The 17,338-nt window shown below is 65.9% G+C and carries 20 protein-coding genes; 10 read left to right on the top strand and 10 right to left on the bottom strand.

Translation table 11 applies throughout. The annotated features are described in order from the left end of the window. Positions 1-73 precede the first annotated feature (73 nt). The 4 genes from Q0K09_RS02060 to mutY all read right to left on the bottom strand — a co-directional run bounded on the left by Q0K09_RS02060 (position 74) and on the right by mutY (position 4,133). Entirely contained in the window at positions 74-1,807 is a 1,734-nt protein-coding gene (locus Q0K09_RS02060; protein ID WP_294472250.1) for a DEAD/DEAH box helicase, read from the bottom strand. Beyond that, positions 1,804-2,358 carry a shikimate kinase gene (locus Q0K09_RS02055; protein WP_365931203.1) on the bottom strand — a complete coding sequence of 185 codons (555 nt, stop codon included), beginning with the start codon at positions 2,356-2,358 and terminating at the stop codon, positions 1,804-1,806. The genes Q0K09_RS02060 and Q0K09_RS02055 overlap by 4 nt, the downstream gene beginning before the upstream one ends. Positions 2,359-2,488: 130 nt before the next feature. Beyond that, positions 2,489-3,067 (bottom strand): thymidine kinase, encoded by a 579-nt coding sequence (locus tag Q0K09_RS02050; RefSeq protein ID WP_294472248.1) that lies wholly within the window; start codon positions 3,065-3,067, stop codon positions 2,489-2,491. 25 nt (positions 3,068-3,092) lie between these two features. Further along, entirely contained in the window at positions 3,093-4,133 is a 1,041-nt protein-coding gene (gene mutY, locus Q0K09_RS02045; RefSeq protein ID WP_294472246.1) for an A/G-specific adenine glycosylase, read from the bottom strand. 129 nt (positions 4,134-4,262) lie between these two features. Between mutY and Q0K09_RS02040 the strand changes: the two genes are divergently transcribed. Then, positions 4,263-4,742: a sigma-70 family RNA polymerase sigma factor gene (locus Q0K09_RS02040; protein ID WP_294472243.1), complete on the top strand. Its 480-nt coding sequence runs from the start codon at positions 4,263-4,265 to the stop codon at positions 4,740-4,742. Here the strand turns inward: Q0K09_RS02040 and Q0K09_RS02035 are convergent. Next, positions 4,711-5,004, bottom strand: a complete 294-nt coding sequence (locus tag Q0K09_RS02035; RefSeq protein ID WP_294472241.1) for a hypothetical protein — start codon at positions 5,002-5,004, stop codon at positions 4,711-4,713. The genes Q0K09_RS02040 and Q0K09_RS02035 overlap by 32 nt on opposite strands. A gap of 104 nt (positions 5,005-5,108) precedes the next feature. On the opposite strand from Q0K09_RS02035, the gene Q0K09_RS02030 reads away from it, so the two are divergent. The 6 genes from Q0K09_RS02030 to obgE all read left to right on the top strand — a co-directional run bounded on the left by Q0K09_RS02030 (position 5,109) and on the right by obgE (position 9,014). Then, positions 5,109-6,095 carry a DUF5643 domain-containing protein gene (locus tag Q0K09_RS02030; RefSeq protein WP_294472239.1) on the top strand — a complete coding sequence of 329 codons (987 nt, stop codon included), beginning with the start codon at positions 5,109-5,111 and terminating at the stop codon, positions 6,093-6,095. A 167-nt stretch (positions 6,096-6,262) separates the two neighbouring features. After that, positions 6,263-6,574: a 50S ribosomal protein L21 gene (rplU, locus tag Q0K09_RS02025; RefSeq protein ID WP_294472237.1), complete on the top strand. Its 312-nt coding sequence runs from the start codon at positions 6,263-6,265 to the stop codon at positions 6,572-6,574. A gap of 6 nt (positions 6,575-6,580) precedes the next feature. After that, positions 6,581-6,916: a ribosomal-processing cysteine protease Prp gene (locus Q0K09_RS02020; RefSeq protein ID WP_294472234.1), complete on the top strand. Its 336-nt coding sequence runs from the start codon at positions 6,581-6,583 to the stop codon at positions 6,914-6,916. A gap of 4 nt (positions 6,917-6,920) precedes the next feature. Continuing rightward, entirely contained in the window at positions 6,921-7,205 is a 285-nt protein-coding gene (gene rpmA, locus Q0K09_RS02015) for a 50S ribosomal protein L27 (protein ID WP_294472232.1), read from the top strand. Positions 7,206-7,300: 95 nt separating this feature from the next. Continuing rightward, a complete protein-coding gene (locus Q0K09_RS02010) occupies positions 7,301-7,720 on the top strand; it encodes a PPC domain-containing DNA-binding protein (RefSeq protein ID WP_294472230.1) in 420 nt (139 codons plus the stop codon). A gap of 13 nt (positions 7,721-7,733) precedes the next feature. Then, a complete protein-coding gene (obgE, locus tag Q0K09_RS02005; RefSeq protein ID WP_294472228.1) occupies positions 7,734-9,014 on the top strand; it encodes a GTPase ObgE in 1,281 nt (426 codons plus the stop codon). A 62-nt stretch (positions 9,015-9,076) separates the two neighbouring features. Here the strand turns inward: obgE and Q0K09_RS02000 are convergent, their stop codons facing one another. From Q0K09_RS02000 to Q0K09_RS01980, 5 genes are all read right to left on the bottom strand, one after another. Beyond that, positions 9,077-9,937, bottom strand: a complete 861-nt coding sequence (locus tag Q0K09_RS02000; protein WP_294472227.1) for a DUF3298 and DUF4163 domain-containing protein — start codon at positions 9,935-9,937, stop codon at positions 9,077-9,079. Further along, on the bottom strand, positions 9,927-10,433 hold the full coding sequence (locus tag Q0K09_RS01995; RefSeq protein ID WP_294472226.1) for a sigma-70 family RNA polymerase sigma factor: 507 nt from the start codon (positions 10,431-10,433) through the stop codon (positions 9,927-9,929). The genes Q0K09_RS02000 and Q0K09_RS01995 overlap by 11 nt, the downstream gene beginning before the upstream one ends. Before the next feature lie 284 nt (positions 10,434-10,717). Continuing rightward, a complete protein-coding gene (locus tag Q0K09_RS01990; protein ID WP_294472224.1) occupies positions 10,718-12,640 on the bottom strand; it encodes a heavy metal translocating P-type ATPase in 1,923 nt (640 codons plus the stop codon). A 35-nt stretch (positions 12,641-12,675) separates the two neighbouring features. Further along, positions 12,676-12,894, bottom strand: coding sequence for a cation transporter (locus Q0K09_RS01985; protein WP_294472223.1), 219 nt, complete (start codon positions 12,892-12,894; stop codon positions 12,676-12,678). A 39-nt stretch (positions 12,895-12,933) separates the two neighbouring features. After that, a complete protein-coding gene (locus Q0K09_RS01980) occupies positions 12,934-13,296 on the bottom strand; it encodes a metalloregulator ArsR/SmtB family transcription factor (protein ID WP_294472221.1) in 363 nt (120 codons plus the stop codon). A gap of 468 nt (positions 13,297-13,764) precedes the next feature. Between Q0K09_RS01980 and Q0K09_RS01975 the strand changes: the two genes are divergently transcribed. The 3 genes from Q0K09_RS01975 to Q0K09_RS01965 all read left to right on the top strand — a co-directional run bounded on the left by Q0K09_RS01975 (position 13,765) and on the right by Q0K09_RS01965 (position 17,281). Continuing rightward, complete coding sequence (locus Q0K09_RS01975) at positions 13,765-15,294, top strand: M23 family metallopeptidase (protein WP_294472219.1); 1,530 nt, start codon at positions 13,765-13,767, stop codon at positions 15,292-15,294. Positions 15,295-15,593: 299 nt separating this feature from the next. After that, positions 15,594-16,580: an ABC transporter ATP-binding protein gene (locus tag Q0K09_RS01970; RefSeq protein ID WP_294472320.1), complete on the top strand. Its 987-nt coding sequence runs from the start codon at positions 15,594-15,596 to the stop codon at positions 16,578-16,580. After that, entirely contained in the window at positions 16,577-17,281 is a 705-nt protein-coding gene (locus Q0K09_RS01965) for an ABC transporter permease (protein ID WP_294472216.1), read from the top strand. Before Q0K09_RS01970 ends, Q0K09_RS01965 begins: the two co-directional genes overlap by 4 nt. Positions 17,282-17,338: the final 57 nt, after the last annotated feature.

Here is a 17,338-nt window from a genome sequence, read left to right as displayed (position 1 = left end):
TTACTTCGCCCGAGGATGAGAAAGGAGCTGGGGGCCCCGCCCTCCGGCGGGGCCCCTTTTGGGCGTGTTGACGTCAGTCGTGTTCCATATAGTAGGGCTTCATCAGGCTGGGCTGCTCAGTGGAGTCCTTCACGGCCCCGCTCTTCTGGGGGAGAACTGGGGGGCGTCCGCCCCGGGGTCCGCGGCCCCGGTCCCGGCGCTTTTTGCCGGCGGGGGCTGGAGCCGCCTTGGGGGGCTGGGCCTCTCGGACCCGCCGGGCCGGCTGGGAGGCGCCCTCCCCCTGAGACTTCCCCCTGCGGCGGCGGCTCTGGCTGGCGCCACCCTCCTGGGATCGGGGCTCCGGCCGGAGGCTCCGCTTCCGGGGGGCCAGGAGCCGGGCGGTGGCGTCCATGATGTGGTCGGAGGAGAGGGGGTCGGGCCGGGAGAATTCGCCCAGAACCTCCTCCGGGGCCCCGGCGGTGCGCTCGGGGAGCACCGCGTCCAGGACGCCGGGCCGGCTGGCCTTCTGCCAGCGGGGCTCCCGCCGCTTGGCGGGGGCGGGCTGGAGGGGGGCGTCCTGGGCCTGCCGGGTCTGGGCGGCATCCCGCTGGCGGCGGCGCTCCCTGGCGGCGGCCCGGGCCTCGGCGTCCTCGGCGTTGACAGCCCGGCCTCTAGCGTCCTTGGGGACCTCGAAAACCTGCATGGGCCAGGGGTGGTCCTCCACCACCGGGATAGGCCTGCCCAGAAGCCGCTCCATGCCCTTGAGGTACTCCTTCTCCGCATAGTCACAGAAGGAGATGGCGGCCCCGCCGTGCCCCGCCCGGCCGGTGCGGCCGATGCGGTGGACGTAGGTCTCGGGCACCTCCGGCAGATTGTAGTTGAAGACGTGGGAGAGCTCCTCGATGTCGATGCCCCGGGCGGCGATGTCGGTGGCCACCAGGCACCGGACCCGCCCCGCCTTGAAGTCGGAGAGAGCCTGCTGCCGGGCGGTCTGGGACTTGTTGCCGTGGATGGCGGCGGCTGAGATGCCCGCCTTCTGGAGGTCCCCGGCCACCTTGTTGGCCCCGTGCTTGGTGCGGGTGAAGACCAGGGCGTTCTTCGCCTCCAGGGTCTGGAGGAGATAGGCCAGGAGCTTGGACTTGCTGCCCTTGTCCACAAAGTAGAGCCGCTGGTCAATGACCTCCACCGGGGAGGATACCGGGTCCACCGCCACCCGGACCGGGTCGTGGAGGAGGGCGTTCACCAGGTCCATGACCTCCGGGGGCATGGTGGCGGAGAAGAAGAGGGTCTGCTTTTTCTCCGGCAGGAGCTTCAGGACCCGGCGGACGTCATGGATGAAGCCCATGTCCAGCATCCGGTCGGCCTCGTCCAGGACGAAGATCTCCACCCGGCTCAAGTCCAGGAGGCCCTGGCCCTGGAGGTCCAGCAGGCGGCCGGGGGTGGCCACCAGGATGTCCACGCCCTTCTTGAGCTTTTCCACCTGGGGCTGCTGGCCCACGCCGCCGAAGATGACAGCGGAGCGCAGAGGCAGGTTGCGGCCGTAGCTCTGGAAGGACGCCTGAATCTGGAGGGCCAGCTCCCGGGTGGGCGTGAGGATCAGGGCGCGAATATACCTGGGTCCCATCACCACGTCGGCGTGAAGCCGCTGGAGGATGGGGGCGGCAAAGGCGCAGGTCTTGCCGGTGCCGGTCTGGGCGCAGCCCAGCACGTCCCGGCCCCGGAGGGCCGGGGGGATGGCCTGGCGCTGAATGGGGGTGGGTTCGGTATAGCCCTGGGCCGCCAGGGCCTTGAGGATGGGGGCGATGAGCCCTAATTCCTTAAAATTCATCTTGTCTCGGTCCTTTTTTGTGGATTAATTGAAGGGTCTGCCGGGGCCTCTCCCCAGCGGTCCAGGCCCTGGAGCACCGCAGCCACGGTCTCCTCCAGGGTCAGCTCCCCCACGTCCACGGTGAGGCCGGCGTACCGCTGGTAGAGAGGGGACCGGAAGGCGTAGAGGTCCGACAGCGTCTCCCCCGGAGCCATGGCGATGCCCCGGGTGGAGATATTCTGGAGCCTGCGCTCCAGGGCCTCCAGCGGGAGGCGGAGGTAGACCACCCGGCCCAGCTCCCCCAGCCGGGCCATGGAGTGCGCCCGGCACACCGCGCTCCCACCGGGCGCGATGACCGTGCGCCGGCAGTCCAGTGCGCAGAGGGCATCGGCCTCCCGATCCAGAAAATCCTCCACTCCCAGGGCGTCCACCAGATCCTGGAGGAGCATCCCCTCCTGCTCCTGGAGCAGCAGATCGGTATCCAGGAAGTTGTATCCCAGGGCCTTGGCCAGCAGCACCCCTACGGTGCTCTTCCCCGCCCCCGGCATTCCGATGAGAATGATGTTGTCCATAGTGTTCCCCTTCGACCGCGCTCCTATCAGATGATGATTATAGCAAAAAAATTCCGCCTCAGCAACTCATTTAGACGCGTCCGCCACGCCCGTCTCAGAGCGGTCCCAATCCCCGGCCGCGTCCCGGCGCTTACCGGGAGAACTCCGGCCCCAGATTCCCCTCCCGCCAGTGCTTGCGGCACAGGCCGATATACTGGTCGTTGGCCCCCAGGACCACCTGCTCCCCCTCCCGGAGGACCCGCCCCTCTCGGTCAAAGCGGGCGTTGCAGGTGGCCTTTTTGCCGCACCAGCAGATGGTCTTGACCTCCTCAATGATGTCGGCCGTGGCCAGCAGCTCCTGGGAGCCGGGGAAGAGGGCCCCGGAGAAGTCGGCCCGCAGGCCGTAGCAGATCACCGGGATGCCCCAGTCGTCCACGATGTGGACCAGGTGCTGGACCTCCTCCCGGCTCAAAAACTGGGCCTCGTCCACAATGACGCAGGCGTAGCGCTTGAGCGCCTCCTCCGGCATGGCGTGCAGCTCGGAGAAGTAGACGCAGGGGTGGGAGAGCCCCATCCGGGAGGCCACGAACTTGGCCCCGTCCCGCTGGTCGATCTCCGGCTTCACCAGCAGGGCCTCCTGGCCCCGCTCCTCGTAGTTGTAGCGCACCATCAGCGCGTTGGCCGTCTTGCTGGAGCCCATGACCCCGTAGCGAAAGTACAGCTTTGCCATCGTTCCCGCTCTCCTCTGTCTCTGATTACCGCACCCGGGCCTCCACCGCCGCCTGGAAGCTCTGGAAGGCGTTGGGCACGGCGTAGGACCCCAGGAGGTCCTCCCGGCCGGCCCACACCCAGCCGGAGGGCAGCTCCGCCCCTTCGGCCTCCACGGCCAGGGCCCGCAGCCGCCACTCGATGTGGGTGAAGATGTGCTTTCCCACCCCGGCCTCCTCCAGGGTCCGGGGCCGGACCCCCCAGGCCGCCAGGGCCCCCTCCGCCGGGGCGGGCTCGTTGGGGTACTCCCACAGCCCCGCCAGCAGGCCCTTCTCCCCCCGGCGGCGGAGGGCCGCCTTTCCCTGATGGAACAGCAGGAAGACCACCCGCTCCTCCACCCGCCGGGCCTTTTTGGGGGGCTTCACCGGCAGCTCCCCGGTCCGGCCCTCCCGCCGGGCCCGGCAGAAGTCCCCGGCGGGGCATTTCCCGCACAGGGGGGCCCCATTGGGCAGGCACACCGTGGCCCCCAAATCCATCATGGCCTGGTTGAAGTCCCCCGGCGCCCGGAGGGGGATCACCGCCCGGAGGGCCGCCCCCATGCGGCGCCTGGTCTCCGGCCGGGTGATGTCCCCGGCGTCCCCGGTGAGGCGGGCGACCACCCGGAGGACGTTGCCGTCCACCGCCGGCACCGGCTCCCCGAAGGCGATGGAGGCGATGGCCCCGGCGGTGTACTCCCCCACCCCGGAGAGCTTCAGCAGCCCCTCATAGGTCCGGGGGAAGTCCCCGCCGTAGTCCTCCACCACCTGCCGGGCGGCTTTCTGGAGGTTCCGGGCCCGGTTGTAGTAGCCCAGGCCCTGCCACAGCTTCAAAAGCCTGTCCTCCTCCACCGCCGCCAGGCAGGCCGCCGTGGGCAGGGCCTCCAGAAACCGGCGGTAGTAGTCCAGCACCGCCGTCACCCGGGTCTGCTGGAGCATGATCTCCGACACCAGGACGTGGTAGGGGGTGGGGTCGCTGCGCCAGGGCAGCACTCGCGCATTTTCGTGATACCACTCCAGCAGGGGAATGGGCAGGCGCTCCAGTTCTTCCAAAAAAATACCTCCATAGACCCCCCAACGGGGGGCGTGATGTTCGTTTGGTGTATTATATAATAAAATTTTCTCCGGCGCAATCAAAACCGCCCGCCCAGGCATCTAAATGAGTGAAAGGAGGGAGGCCGGATGACTGAGGACGCCTACGCCGTCCGGGCCGATGTCCTGAAGGAGAAGCTCTACGGCATGGCCTGGCTGTACCTGGGAAGCCAGTCCCTGGCGGTGGACGCCGTGGACGAGGCGGTCTACCGGGGGCTGCGCGCCTGCGGGAAGCTCCGGGAGGAGCGGTACTTCGACACCTGGCTCACCCGCATCCTCATCAACGTCTGCCACGCCGAGCTGCGGCGGAATAAACGGGAGGTGGCGGTGGCCGAGCTGCCGGAGACGGCCCAGGAGGAATTTGATGCCCTCCCCCTCCGGGACGCCATCGGGCGGCTCCCCCGGGATCTGCGGGAGGTTATTATCCTGCGCTACTTTACCGGCCTGACCCTGGCGGAGACCGCCCGGACCCTGGACATCCCCCAGGGCACTGCGGCCACCCGGCAGCGGAAGGCCCTCCAGCTTTTGCGGCTGGCGCTCACCGACGGAGAGGAGGCGGCGGGTCAATGAACCGAACCGAGGAATACTGGGCTCTGGCGGCCCAGCTCAAGGAGCCCCCCCCGGAGCTGGCGGGGACGGTGGACCGGGCCAGGGCCAGGGCCCGGCGGGAGCGCCGTGGAAAGCGGCTGGGCGTCCCCCTGGCCTCCCTGGGGGGCGCGGCGGCGGCCTTCGCGGTGCTGGTGAACTGCTCCACCCCCTTCGCCATGGCCTGCCGGCGGGTCCCCTTCGTCCGGGAGCTGGCCCAGGCGGTGGCCCTCCGGCCCAGCCTCAAGGCCGCCTTTGAAAACGACTACGTCCAGCCCGTGGGCCAGTCCCAGACCCAAAACGGCATCACCGCCACGGTGGAATCCCTCATCGTGGCAGACCTCCCTGAACGTGTTCTACACCCTCTCCTGGGCGGGGGACACCTGGCTGGACATCACCCCGGACCTCCTGGACGAAAACGGGGAACCCCCGGCTGGCTCCCAGGAGGCCGCCTGGGAGGACCCCGGCGAGACGGAGGCGCACTGGCGTCTGGCGACCTTCTACTTCGACGGGGCGGACCTGCCGGAGGAGCTTCAGCTGGTGCTGGAGGTCTCCGACTCCGGCCGGAACAAGGGCCAGTTTGCAGGCCCGGCGGAGGCCCCGGACGCCTCCCTCCCCTGGCCGGATGCAGAGAGCACGCCCCGGTCCCCGGTGCTGGCGGAGTTCACCTTTCCCCTGACCATCGACCCTACCCTCCTGGGCCCCGGCCGGACGGTGGAGGTGGGGCAGTGGATTACGCTGGACGGCCAGCGCCTCTACCTGGACGAGCTGACCATCGACCCCACCCGGATGGATCTCACCCTGGAGGCCCACCCGGACAACACGGCGGAGCTCTGCCGTCTGGAGTGCTACGCCCTGGACGGGGCGGGGAACCGCTATGACAGGCCCAGCGTCACCTACGGCGGCGGGGAGGCCATCCAGCTGGAGAGCTGCTACTTCTCGGAAAACCAGGATTTGACCCTCTATATCCAGGAGGCCCAGTGGCTGGACCAGGACCGGACCTCCTTCACCCTGGACCTTGCTGCCGGGGAGGCCGGCTGGCTGCCCGAGGCCCTGGGGGACCTCACCATAGAGCGCCGGGAGGGGAACGTCTACCTCTCCTTCCGCAATGACGGTCAGTCCGTCACCTTCGACGGGTATTACTACGACCCGGAGGGGGGGCGGCACGACTGGGGCAGCATGTCCATGAGCAGCACCGACGAGGACGGGGACGGCTGGTGCGAGACCATGACGGAGTACCGGGTCCTCTGGGACTACCCCTGGGACAGCGTCACCATCCCGTTGTCCTCCAACCGGGTCACGGTCTTCGACCCGCCCATCCAAGTGGACCTGCCCTGAGGCCCCGGGGCGAAAAAGGGCCGGAGAAAGGCAAAAAATACATTGACAAGGGGAAAAGGCGCTGCTATACTGTTATAGCCGCTTTGACTGGGTTTCCAAGCGGGCGGGCCGGACGGCCCCGCTCCACCCCCGACAGCGAGCCCGTTATGAAGGAGTGAACCAGACAAATGTATGCCATCATCGAGACCGGCGGCAAGCAGTACAAGGTGGCCGAGGGCGACACCCTCTTCATCGAGAAGCTCCCTGTGGAGGCCGGCGAGAACGTGACCTTCGACAAGGTCCTGGCCCTGCTGGACGGGGACAAGGCCACCTTCGGCGCTCCCGTGGTGGAGGGCGCGAAGGTCAGCGCCTCTGTGGTGAAAAACGGCAAGGGCAAGAAGATCCGCATCTTCAAGTACAACCCCAAGAAGGGCTACCGCCGCCGCCAGGGCCACCGCCAGCCCTACACCAAGGTCGCCATCGGCAAGATCGAAGCCTGATCCGGTGTGATCGAGGTTACTTTCACTTCCCAGGGCAGCCGCGTCACGGGCTTTACCGTCCAGGGACACAGCGGCCTGGCCCCCCAGGGGGAGGACATCCTCTGCGCCGCCGTCACCAGCGCGGTCCGGCTGGCCGAGTGCGCCGTCAACGACGTGCTGGGCCTGGAGGCTGCGGTGAAGGTCCGGGAAAAGGACGCCTACCTCTCCCTCAAGCTCCCCGGCGGACTGGGACCGGCCAACGAGAGCACCTGTCAGACTCTCCTCACGGCCATGATGGTCTATTTTTCCAGTCTCCACGAGGAGTATCCCGAAAACATCATCGTCTTAGACATGGAGGTGTAACACCATGCTGAACATCGGTCTTCAGTTCTTCGCCCACAAGAAGGGCGTCGGCTCCACCCGCAACGGCCGGGACTCTGAGTCCAAGCGGCTGGGCGTCAAGCGCGCCGACGGCCAGTTCGTCCTGGCCGGCAACATCCTGGTGCGGCAGCGGGGCACCCACATCCACCCCGGCGTGAACGTGGGCAAGGGCAGCGACGACACCCTCTTCGCCCTCAAGGACGGCAGGGTCAAGTTCCAGCGCCTGGGCAAGGACCGCAAGCAGGTCTCCATTGTGGAGATCGCCCAGTAAGTCGGAAAAGCCGCAAACGGGACTGTTTGCGGCTTTTTTTTACAGGACCCCGCAAAACTCTCCGCGGGGCCCGGCAGAGAGAAAGGAGCATCCATATGGAATACCGCAGCTTTCCCCAAGGCTATCTGGTCCGCCTGGACCCCGGCGAGGAGGTGGTGGCCTCCCTCTCCAAGCTGGTGGAGGAGAAGGGCATCACCCTGGCCACCATCTCGGCTCTGGGGGCGGCCAAGGATGTGACACTGGGCGTCTTTGACAGCGTGAACAAGAAGTACCTCTCCCAGCGCTGCCAGGGTACATACGAAATTGCGGCCCTGGTGGGGAATGTGACCCGGATGGACGGGGCACCCTATCTCCATCTCCACATCACCATTGCAAACCCCGAAGGGGAGGTCCGCGCCGGCCACCTGTCGGCCTGCACCATCAGCGCTACCATGGAGCTCTTCCTCCAGGTCTGGGAAGGCCAGGTGGGCCGGAAGTTCAGCGAGACCGTGGGCCTGAACCTGATGGAGTTTTAAGAGAGGAGCAGCCATGGCAGCAGCATTTGTGGACACCGCCAAAATCACGGTGCGCTCCGGGAAGGGGGGCAACGGGGCCGTGTCCTTCCACCGGGAGAAGTATGTGGCCGCCGGCGGCCCCGACGGCGGCGACGGCGGCCGGGGGGGGGACATCGTCCTCCAGGTGGACGACCACCTCTCCACCCTGATGGACTTCCGCTACAAGCGCAAGTATGTGGCGGGCAACGGCATGGACGGCTCCGGCAAGCGGTGCTCCGGCCGGGACGGGGAGGACCTGGTCATCAAGGTTCCCCTGGGCACCGTCGTCCGGGACGCGGCATCCGGCCAGATCATCCGGGACATGTCCGACCACCAGCCCTTTGTGCTGGCCCGGGGGGGCAACGGCGGCTGGGGCAACAAGCACTTCGCCACCCCTACCCGGCAGGCCCCCAACTTCGCCAAGGCCGGGCTCCCCGGCCAGGAGCGGGAGGTGGTGCTGGAGCTCAAGCTCCTGGCCGACGTGGGACTGGTGGGCTTCCCCAACGTGGGGAAATCCACGCTGCTGTCGGTGGTCTCCAAGGCCCGGCCCAAGATTGCCGACTACCACTTCACAACCCTCATGCCCAACCTGGGGGTGGTCTACCTGGAGGAGGGGGTCTCCTTCGTCCTGGCCGACATCCCCGGCCTCATCGAGGGGGCGGCGGAGGGGGCCGGCCTGGGCCACGACTTCCTGCGGCATGTGGACCGCTGCCGGCTGCTGATCCATCTGGTAGACGTCTCCGGCCGGGAGGGCCGGGACCCGGTGGAGGACTTTGAGGCCATCTGCCGGGAGCTGGCCGCCTACAGCCCGGAGCTGGCCCAGCGGCCCATGGTGGTGGCCGGCGCCAAGCTGGACATCGCCCAGGACCCCTGCCTGGCGGAGGCCCTCCGGGCCCATGTGGAGGCCAAGGGAATGCCCTTCTTCCTCCTCTCGGCGGTGACCCACCAGGGGGTGGACGAGCTCATGGGGTACGCCGCCGGGCGGCTCCAGAGCCTCCCCCCCATCCAGGTCTACGAGCCAGACTACGTCCCGGAGCCCCCCCAGCTGGACACCAGCGGCGCGGTCACCATCGAGCAGGTGGACGGCGTGTGGATGGTGGACGGGCCCTGGCTCCAGCGGCTCATGGCCAACGTCAACTTCGGGGACGTGGAGTCCCGGAACTGGTTTGACCGGGTCCTCCGGGAGTCCGGCCTCTTCCAGCGCATGGAGGCCATGGGGGTCCAGGACGGGGACACTGTCTGCCTCTACAATCTGGAGTTTGAGTATCAGAAATAACCGTTATTGTCAAATAAGGCAGAAAGACGGCAGCGGAGCATGGGCTCCGCTGCCGTCTGCCGTTATTCCCCAAGGGGGATCTCAAATTCCTGGATGCCCATATAGCCGGGGGCAATCTCGTACTCCTCGAACATCACCACGGGGTTTCCGTCGACGCCCAGGTAGAAGGGCTGGCCGTCCCGGATGGAGGTGAAGCCCTGGATGCCGCCGCTGCCGTCCCAGTAGCTGTTGGCGGGGTCCTGGCTGCGCTGGGCGATCTGCTCCTTCACCGAGGCGTTGACGGTCTCCTTCCAGTCCTCCCCCAGGAGGTCCCGGAGGGTCACGTCTTCGCCGGTGGCCAGGTCCACGGTGTAGGGGAAGAACTGCTCCGAGGCGGTGGCCCGGACCTGGGTGACGGTCACCACAAAGGAGAGATACCCCTCTCCCTGGTACTTGACCTCATAGCCGGCGGTGATGACCGCCGGGGCGTAATCTGCGGGGTTCCCGCCGGTGGCCAGGTAGGCATCCCACTCCTCCTGGGCCCGCTGCTGGGCCTCGTCCAGGAGGGCCTGGACCCGGGTGGTAATCTCGGCATTGACCCGCTCTTCCAGGGCCTCATTTCCGGTGTTCTCCAGGCCGGGCAGGCGGACGTCCAGGAGGAGGCCGTCATCCTCCGCAGTGTACTCGGCCACGGTGAAGACCCGGGCAAGGGGGCCCAGCACCGGCACCCCCGACACCGCCTGGGCGAAGGTGGGGCTGGCGTTCACCAGCAGGACGAAGCAGGCGCAGGCGGCCAGGGCGGTGGTGAGGCTCCGGCGGGCGGTGAGACGCCGCCGCCGGGTCCGGTCCCCCCGGCGGATGGCCTCCTCCACCCCTCCGGAAAACCCCTCCGGGGGCTGGGGACTTCGGTAGGCTTGCTTTGCGTGTTCCCAATCAGGATGCATGGTCAATCTCCTCTCCAGTCATGGTTCTGAGTTTTTTCAGGGCCTTGTAGAGCCGGGATTTCACCGTGTTCAGGTTGACGCCGGTGGCCTGGGCGATCTCCTCCAGCTTCAGTTCCTCAAAGAAGCGCAGCTTCACCACCGTCTGCTCCGGGAAGGAGAGACGTTGGATGGCGTCGTAGAGGTCCAGGCGTGTCCCGGGGTCCAGGGCGCTGGCGGGCTGGTCGTTCAGGGCGTCGTCGTAGGGGAGCAGGTCCCGGCTGCGGCGAAAGTGGTTCATGGCCTCGTTGATCAGGATGCGGTAAAACCAGGTCTTGAGGTAGGCCGGCTCCCGGAGGGTGTCCACCTTCTCCAGAGCCTTGACGATGGCCTCCTGGACCACATCCATAGCCGCGTCCTGGTTTTTCACATAGCTGAAGGCCAGGCGGTAGAAATCCGTCTGACGGCTGAGAATGTGGTCCACCAGGAGCTGGCGTTTTTGCTGAAGATCATATTTCAAAGAAAGCAGCATCCTTCCGCGGCGGGGCCCTTCCGGCCCCCTGTCTGACTTTCTGTTGATTAGACGCCTGGAGCGGAGAAAAGTTTGCGCCCGGGGCAAAAATTCTCCCTGGGGCCGGAACCAATGTCCTGAAACGGGCCCACCCGGCCGGTGAAAAACACCCAGGTCATTTCCTGTTTGGAAGTGACCTGGGCGTTTTCGTACCATTGACGGACGCTTCGCGCTTGGCGTTGCAGGCCGTTGTGCCGGCGATAATTTCCACAGCCTGTGGAGAGTGCTCAGCGCTATTCCGCCCCCTGGCCCGCCCGGAGGGCCCGCATGGCGTTGAGAATGGCGAGGACCGAGACCCCCACGTCGGCAAAGACAGCCCCCCACATGTTGGCCCGGCCCACCGCGCCCAGGACCAGCACCAGCAGCTTCACCCCCAGGGCAAAGACGATGTTCTGCCGGACGATGCTCAGGGTCTTTCGGGCGATGCGGATGGCCACGGCGATCTTGGAGGGCTTATCGTCCATGAGGACCACGTCGGCGGCCTCAATGGCGGCGTCGGAGCCCAGGCCGCCCATGGCGATGCCCAGGTCGGCCCGGGAGAGGACGGGGGCGTCGTTGATGCCGTCCCCCACAAAGGCCAGCTTCCCCTTCCCCGTCCGCTCCCGGAGCAGGGCCTCCACCTGGTCCACCTTGTCCGCCGGCAGGAGCTGGGTGTGGACCTCGTCCAGACCCAGACGCCGGGCCACATCCTCCCCCACGGCCTGGGCGTCGCCGGTGAGCATCACCGTCTTTTGAATCCCGATGGTCTTCAGGCCGGCGATGGCCTGGGCGGCGTCCTCCTTCACCTCGTCGGAGATGACGATGTGGCCCAGATAGACCCCCTGGGAGGCCACATGTACGGTGGTCCCAACCCGGTGGCAGGGGTGCCAGGCCGCGCCGGCGGCGTCCATGAGCTTGTCGTTGCCCACCCAGACCTCCACGCCGTCCACGCTGGCCTTGACGCCCTGGCCGGCGATCTCCTCCACGCCGTCCACCCGGCTGTTGTCGATTTCCTTGCCGCAGGCCTCCTTCAGAGAGCGGGAGATGGGGTGGTCGGAATAGCTCTCCGCCAGGGCCGCCAGCTCCAGGAGCCGGTCCTCATCGCACTGGTCCGGGTGGATGGCGGTGACGTTGAAGACCCCCTTGGTGAGGGTGCCGGTCTTGTCAAAGACCACAATCTGGGTGTCGGCCAGAACCTCTAAGTAGTTGCCGCCCTTCACCAGAATACCCGCCCGGGAGGCCCCGCCGATGCCGCCGAAGAAGCTCAGGGGCACGGAGATCACCAGGGCGCAGGGGCAGGAGATCACCAGGAAGACCAGGGCCTGGTGGAACCACTTGCTCCAGTCTCCGTCCCCCAGCAGGGGGGGCAGCACCGCCAGCAGCACCGCCGCCGCCACCACGCTGGGGGTGTAGTACCGGGCAAACTTGGTGATGAAGTTCTCCGCCTTGGCCTTTTTGCCGGCGGCGTTCTCCACCAGGTCCAGAATTTTAGCCACGGTGGACTCCTCAAAGGACTTGGTGACCCGGACCTTCAACAGGCCGGAGAGGTTGATGCAGCCGGAGATCACATCATCGCCGGCCTCCGCCTCCCGGGGCAGGGACTCCCCGGTGAGGGCGGCGGTGTCCAGGGTGGAACGGCCCTCCAGAATCACGCCGTCCAGGGGCACCCGCTCCCCGGCCTTGATGACGATGGTGTCCCCCACTTCTACCTCGTCGGGGTCCACCTGGAGGAGCGCCCCGTCCCGCTCCACGTTGGCGCAGTCGGGGCGGATGTCCATCAGGGCGGTGATGGACTGGCGGGACTTGCCCACGGCGTAGCCCTGGAAGAGCTCTCCCACCTGGTAGAAGAGCATGACGAAGACGGCCTCGGCATACTCCCCGGTGCCGAAGGCCCCCACGGTGGCCAGGGCCATGAGAAAGTTCTCATCAAAGATCTGGCCGTGGGCGATGTTCCGCACCGCCTTCCACAGCACGTCCCAGCCGATGAGCAGATAGGGGACCAGATAGAGCGCCCAGGGGGCCAGGGAAAAGGCGGCGCTCCCGTCCTGGGCGGCGTGGCTGACGCTCACCAGGGGAAGGGCCCCGGGGAGCCAGAGGGTGGGCAGCAGCCGCGCCGCAGCCAGCAGCGCCGCCGAAAGGAATATCCGTCCAAGGGTTCGTTTCTGCTTCTGAGTCATGGAAATCCCTCCTGGATTCAGAATGGCGCGGCAGGTCAGCGCTGGATGACGCAGCCGGGTTCGATTTTCCGGCACACCCGGACCGCCTCCTCCACAATGTCGTCGAACCGGGTGTCGTCGGCCTCCAGGGTGAGCTTCTGGGTCAGGAAGCTGACGGTGGCGCTGTGGACGCCGTCGATCTTCTGGATGGCCGCCTCCATCTTGGCCGCGCAGCTGGCACAGTCCAGATCAGTGAGCTTGAATTTCTTTTTCATGGGAAATGCCTCCTTTATAAAATCGTACGCGCGGGGAGCTTACTCTGCCACATGCTCCATGCCCTGGCCCAGGATGGTCCGCACATGGCCGTCGGCCAGAGAATAGAAGACCTGCTTCCCCTCCCGGCGGTAGCGGACCAGCTTGGCCTGCTTCAGGGCCCGGAGCTGGTGGGAAATGGCCGACTGGCTCATGTTCAAAAGCTGGGCGATATCGCACACGCACAGCTCCGAGGCGAACAGGACGTACAAAATCTTAATGCGGGTGGAGTCGGCGAAGAGCTTGAAGAGCTCCGCCAGGTCGTAGAGAATCTCCTCGTCCGGCATCCCGGCGTTGACCTGCGCCACAAGGTCCTGGTGGATGTGGACGCTCTCGCACCGCTCCAGATCTTCCTGCTTTTCCATGGGTGATCCCTCCTTCTATTAAACATATGAGCTATTGTTCATATATAATTATAATTCTTTTCCCATCCTTGTCAAGAGGGAAATGTTCTTTTTTTGCAGGGGGGAGCCGGATGTTCTCCGCCCTGTCCAGCGCCAGCTGCCCTCCGGCGGGGAGTTATGTTACAGGAATGTTACGTCAAAATCACGAAAATTTTTTTCACGCTGCCGGGAACTTCGATGGAGATTTTGCCGAAACAGGCATATTTTGTGTGAATATGATGGAATTCTTGTAGAAAACACAGGATTTATGAGGGTCAAAAGTGGCGGACCCTTCGACCAGCTTCGCCCAAAAAAGGCTTGACGGCCCCAGGAAAAACGAGTATCATTCGTTTGTAACCATTTGTAATCTTTTATGATCGCTCTGTTACTTTTCTTCTACAAGTCCTGAGAGATTTGCGGAGCGATGGGTAAAGGAGGGCTTTACGAGACATGGATGAAATCCTGCACGCACCGCAAAACGAGTTTCCGCTCCATAGACGGCGCAAAGGCCACAGCCCCACCGGGGCAGAGAGGGTCGAGCGCTTCAAGGAGCAGTTTTCTAAATTTCGGGAGGAGGCTGCGGACTGCGGCCGGGTCCTGCGCCTCCAGGGCGCCCGCGTCTTCCATCGGGCCTGGTCGGCCGTGGCGGGGAAGCCCAAGCTCTCCCCCCTGCCCTTCCTGGCCCTCAGCGCCGTCATCGGCGTGGCGGCGGTGGTGGGCACCGTCTACACCCCCTCCTATGTGGTGACGGTGGACGGCGCCGACCTGGGCCTGGTCCGCAGCCAGAGCGTCTTTGAGCAGGCCATGGAGCGGGTGGAGTCCAGGGCTTCGGAGATTCTGGGCTATGACTACCAGCTTGCCCACACGGTGAGCTACGCCCCGGCCCTCTCCGGCAGCGGGGACCTCACCCCTGTGGCTGACTTTGAAAACTACCTGTTCAACCAGATCAGCGAGATTACCCAGGGCTACGTCCTTTCTGTGGACGGCCAGACGGTGGGCGCCGCCGCCGACCGGGCCACGCTGGACGCCCTGTTGGAGACGCTCTCCGCCCCCTATGTCAACGAGAACACCGTTTCGGTGGGGTACACCAAGAACGTCCACATCACCAAGGAGTACTTCCCCAGCGATACCCAGCAGGACACGGCGTCCATGCTGGACATGCTTACCGCCAATACAAACGGCCAAACCACCTACGAGGTTCAGCAGGGCGACACCTTCATGGCCCTGGCTTTCGACAATGACATGACTATGGCTGAGATGGAGGCCCTGAACCCAGACGTGGATGTGGACCGGCTCTATATCGGGCAAATCCTCAACATCAAGGAGGAAATCCCCTTCCTGGGGGTGGAGACCATCGAGACCCACACCTACACCGAGGAGATTGCCTGCCCGGTGCGGGAGGTGGAGGACAGCAGCATGTATCAGGGAGATTCCGCCGTGCTGGAGGCCGGCGTCCCCGGCGAGGCTCTGGTCACCGCCGATGTCACCTATGTCAACGGCGTGGAGCGGGAGCGCAACGTCACCTCCACCACTACGGTCCGGGAGGCCACTGAGCGGGTCATCGCCGTGGGCACCAAGGAGCGCCCCTCCTGGTACCCCACCGGCAACTATATCTGGCCGGTGTACGGCTCCATCACCTCCCGGTTCGGCTACCGCTATATCTTTGGCTCCTACAGCTACCACTCCGGCCTGGACATCGCCGTCCCCTACGGCACCAGCATCCGGGCCTCCGACGGCGGCACCGTCAGCTTCGCGGGCTGGCAGGGCTCCTATGGCTACCTGGTGGTCATCGACCACAGCAACGGCGAGCAGACCTACTACGCCCACAACTCCAGCCTGCTGGTCTCTACCGGCGACAAGGTCTACCAGGGCCAGACCATCGCCCGGGCCGGTTCCACCGGCCGGTCCACCGGCAGCCACTGCCACTTTGAAATCCGGGTCAACGGCACCCGGGTCAACCCCGCAGCCTATCTCCCCTGACCGGCAGATACCCGCCCCACAAAATGGTACCGGCCGGAACAGATTGTTTTTCTTCCAACCGCAGAGGCAGCGCCTTCGGGCGCTCCCTCTGCGGTTGTCTGTTTCAGACGGCGAGGTCCGCATCCTCTGCCAGGGCGAAGGCGGCGCGTGATTCCGCCGGTTTCCGCCCTGGGCCGGTTTACAAAAAGTTCATGGGAATTTCAGCCTGTTTTCAGCTTTGCCTGCTATGCTTTCTCCCGCATGAAACCGCCCCCGGCCCAGGGCCGGGGGAGATAAAGGAGGAAAAGCCCTTGATCGAAGTGCGCGACCTGGTAAAGCGGTATGGCCGCCGCACGGCGGTGGACCGTCTGAGCTTCACGGTGGAGGGGGGCCAGGCCTACGGCTTCCTGGGCCCCAACGGGGCCGGAAAGTCCACCACCATGAACATCATGACCGGCTGCCTGGGCCCCACAGAGGGGGAGGTGCTGGTGGACGGGCTGAGCATGACGGAGGAGCCAGAGGCGGCCAAAAGGCACATCGGCTACCTGCCGGAACAGCCGCCCCTCTACCCCGACATGACGGTGGAGGAGTATCTCGCCTTCGCCGCCGCCCTGAAAAGGGTCCCGGCCCGGGACCGGGAGGGGGAGCTGGAGCGGGTGGAGGCTCTGACCATGCTCACCGGCGTGGCGGGGCGGCTTATTCGCAACCTCTCCAAGGGCTACCGCCAGCGGGTGGGCATCGCCCAGGCCCTGCTGGGGGACCCGGAGATCGTCATTCTGGACGAGCCCACTGTGGGCCTGGACCCCAAGCAGATTATTGAAATCCGCGCGCTCATCCGGGACCTGACCCAAAGGCACACCGTCATCCTCAGCTCCCACCTGCTGGCGGAGGTCCAGGCGGTGTGCGACCGCATCCTCATCATCCGCCAAGGCCGCATGGTGGCCTCCGGCACCCCGGCGGAGCTGGAGCGGGACCTGGCGGGGGAGCGCTTCCTCCAGGTCACCCTGAAGGCCGGGGCGGACCAGGGCCTGGCCCTGCTCCAGGGCATCCCCGGGGCGGGGGCGGCGGAGCTCCTGCTCGGGGCGGCGGAGGGGGAGAGCGCCTTCCGCCTGGAGAGCGCCGGGGGAGACCTCCGGGAGGCCGTCTTCCGGGCCTGCGCCCGGGAGGGCATTCCCCTGCTGGGCCTGACCGCCGGAGGCATGACCCTGGAGGACGTCTTTCTCCAGCTCACCGCCGACGACGCCCCGGAGGAGCCCCCGGACCAACCCGCGCCGGAGGACCCGGCGGGAGAGGAGGAACCCTCATGAAAGCCATCTATCTGCGGGAGGTGCGGGCCTGCTTTACCAATATGACCGGCTGCGTGTTCATCGCCGTGGTGACCTTCTTTATCGGCATCTACTTCATGGCCAACAACCTCTACTATGGCTACCCCCAGTTTTCCTACGCCCTGCTCAACGGCATCGTCGTCTTTCTGGTGGCGGTGCCCATTCTCACCATGCGCTCCATGGCCGAGGAGCGGCGCGCCCGCACCGACCAGCTCCTGCTCTCCGCCCCGGTCTCCCTCACGGGAGTGGTGCTGGGGAAGTATTTCTCCATGCTCACGGTGCTGGCTATCCCCATGGGCCTCTTCTGCCTGTGTCCTCTCATCATCGCCGCCAACGGCACGGGACAGCTGGCCTCCGACTACGCCTCTATCTTGGCCTTTTTCCTGATGGGCTGCGTCTTTGCGGCGGTGGGGATGTTTCTCTCTTCCCTCACCGAAAGTCAGGTCATCGCCGCCGTGAGCACCTTCGCCGCCCTGCTGGCGCTCTACCTGTGGGACGACCTGATGGACTTCCTCCCCGACGCCCTGGCCGGGCTGCTCTCCCGGTTCTCCTTCTCCTCGGTGCTCTACAACTTCGCCTACTACAGCGTCTTTGACGTGGGTGGCGTGGTGCTCTACCTGTCCCTGTCCGGGCTCTTTGTGCTCCTCACCGTCCAGGCGCTCCAGAAGCGCCGCTGGGGCTGAAGGAGGTGGCCGAAATGCAGAAACGCAGGCTTCGCCAGGGGGGATATCTGGCGGCGG

Source organism: uncultured Intestinimonas sp. (assembly GCF_944387725.1).
Taxonomy (GTDB): Bacteria; Bacillota; Clostridia; order Oscillospirales; family Oscillospiraceae; genus Intestinimonas.
This window is presented reverse-complemented; position numbering and strand designations above follow the sequence as displayed.

Coding starts and splice junctions, on each gene's coding strand:
- Q0K09_RS02060 (WP_294472250.1), bottom strand. CDS start 1,807: ATGAATTTTAAGGAATTAGGGCTCATCGCCCCCATCCTCAAGGCCCTG.
- Q0K09_RS02055 (WP_365931203.1), bottom strand. CDS start 2,358: ATGGACAACATCATTCTCATCGGAATGCCGGGGGCGGGGAAGAGCACC.
- Q0K09_RS02050 (WP_294472248.1), bottom strand. CDS start 3,067: ATGGCAAAGCTGTACTTTCGCTACGGGGTCATGGGCTCCAGCAAGACG.
- Q0K09_RS02040 (WP_294472243.1), top strand. CDS start 4,263: ATGACTGAGGACGCCTACGCCGTCCGGGCCGATGTCCTGAAGGAGAAG.
- rplU (WP_294472237.1), top strand. CDS start 6,263: ATGTATGCCATCATCGAGACCGGCGGCAAGCAGTACAAGGTGGCCGAG.
- rpmA (WP_294472232.1), top strand. CDS start 6,921: ATGCTGAACATCGGTCTTCAGTTCTTCGCCCACAAGAAGGGCGTCGGC.
- Q0K09_RS02010 (WP_294472230.1), top strand. CDS start 7,301: ATGGAATACCGCAGCTTTCCCCAAGGCTATCTGGTCCGCCTGGACCCC.
- obgE (WP_294472228.1), top strand. CDS start 7,734: ATGGCAGCAGCATTTGTGGACACCGCCAAAATCACGGTGCGCTCCGGG.
- Q0K09_RS02000 (WP_294472227.1), bottom strand. CDS start 9,937: ATGCATCCTGATTGGGAACACGCAAAGCAAGCCTACCGAAGTCCCCAG.
- Q0K09_RS01990 (WP_294472224.1), bottom strand. CDS start 12,640: ATGACTCAGAAGCAGAAACGAACCCTTGGACGGATATTCCTTTCGGCG.
- Q0K09_RS01985 (WP_294472223.1), bottom strand. CDS start 12,894: ATGAAAAAGAAATTCAAGCTCACTGATCTGGACTGTGCCAGCTGCGCG.
- Q0K09_RS01980 (WP_294472221.1), bottom strand. CDS start 13,296: ATGGAAAAGCAGGAAGATCTGGAGCGGTGCGAGAGCGTCCACATCCAC.
- Q0K09_RS01975 (WP_294472219.1), top strand. CDS start 13,765: ATGGATGAAATCCTGCACGCACCGCAAAACGAGTTTCCGCTCCATAGA.
- Q0K09_RS01965 (WP_294472216.1), top strand. CDS start 16,577: ATGAAAGCCATCTATCTGCGGGAGGTGCGGGCCTGCTTTACCAATATG.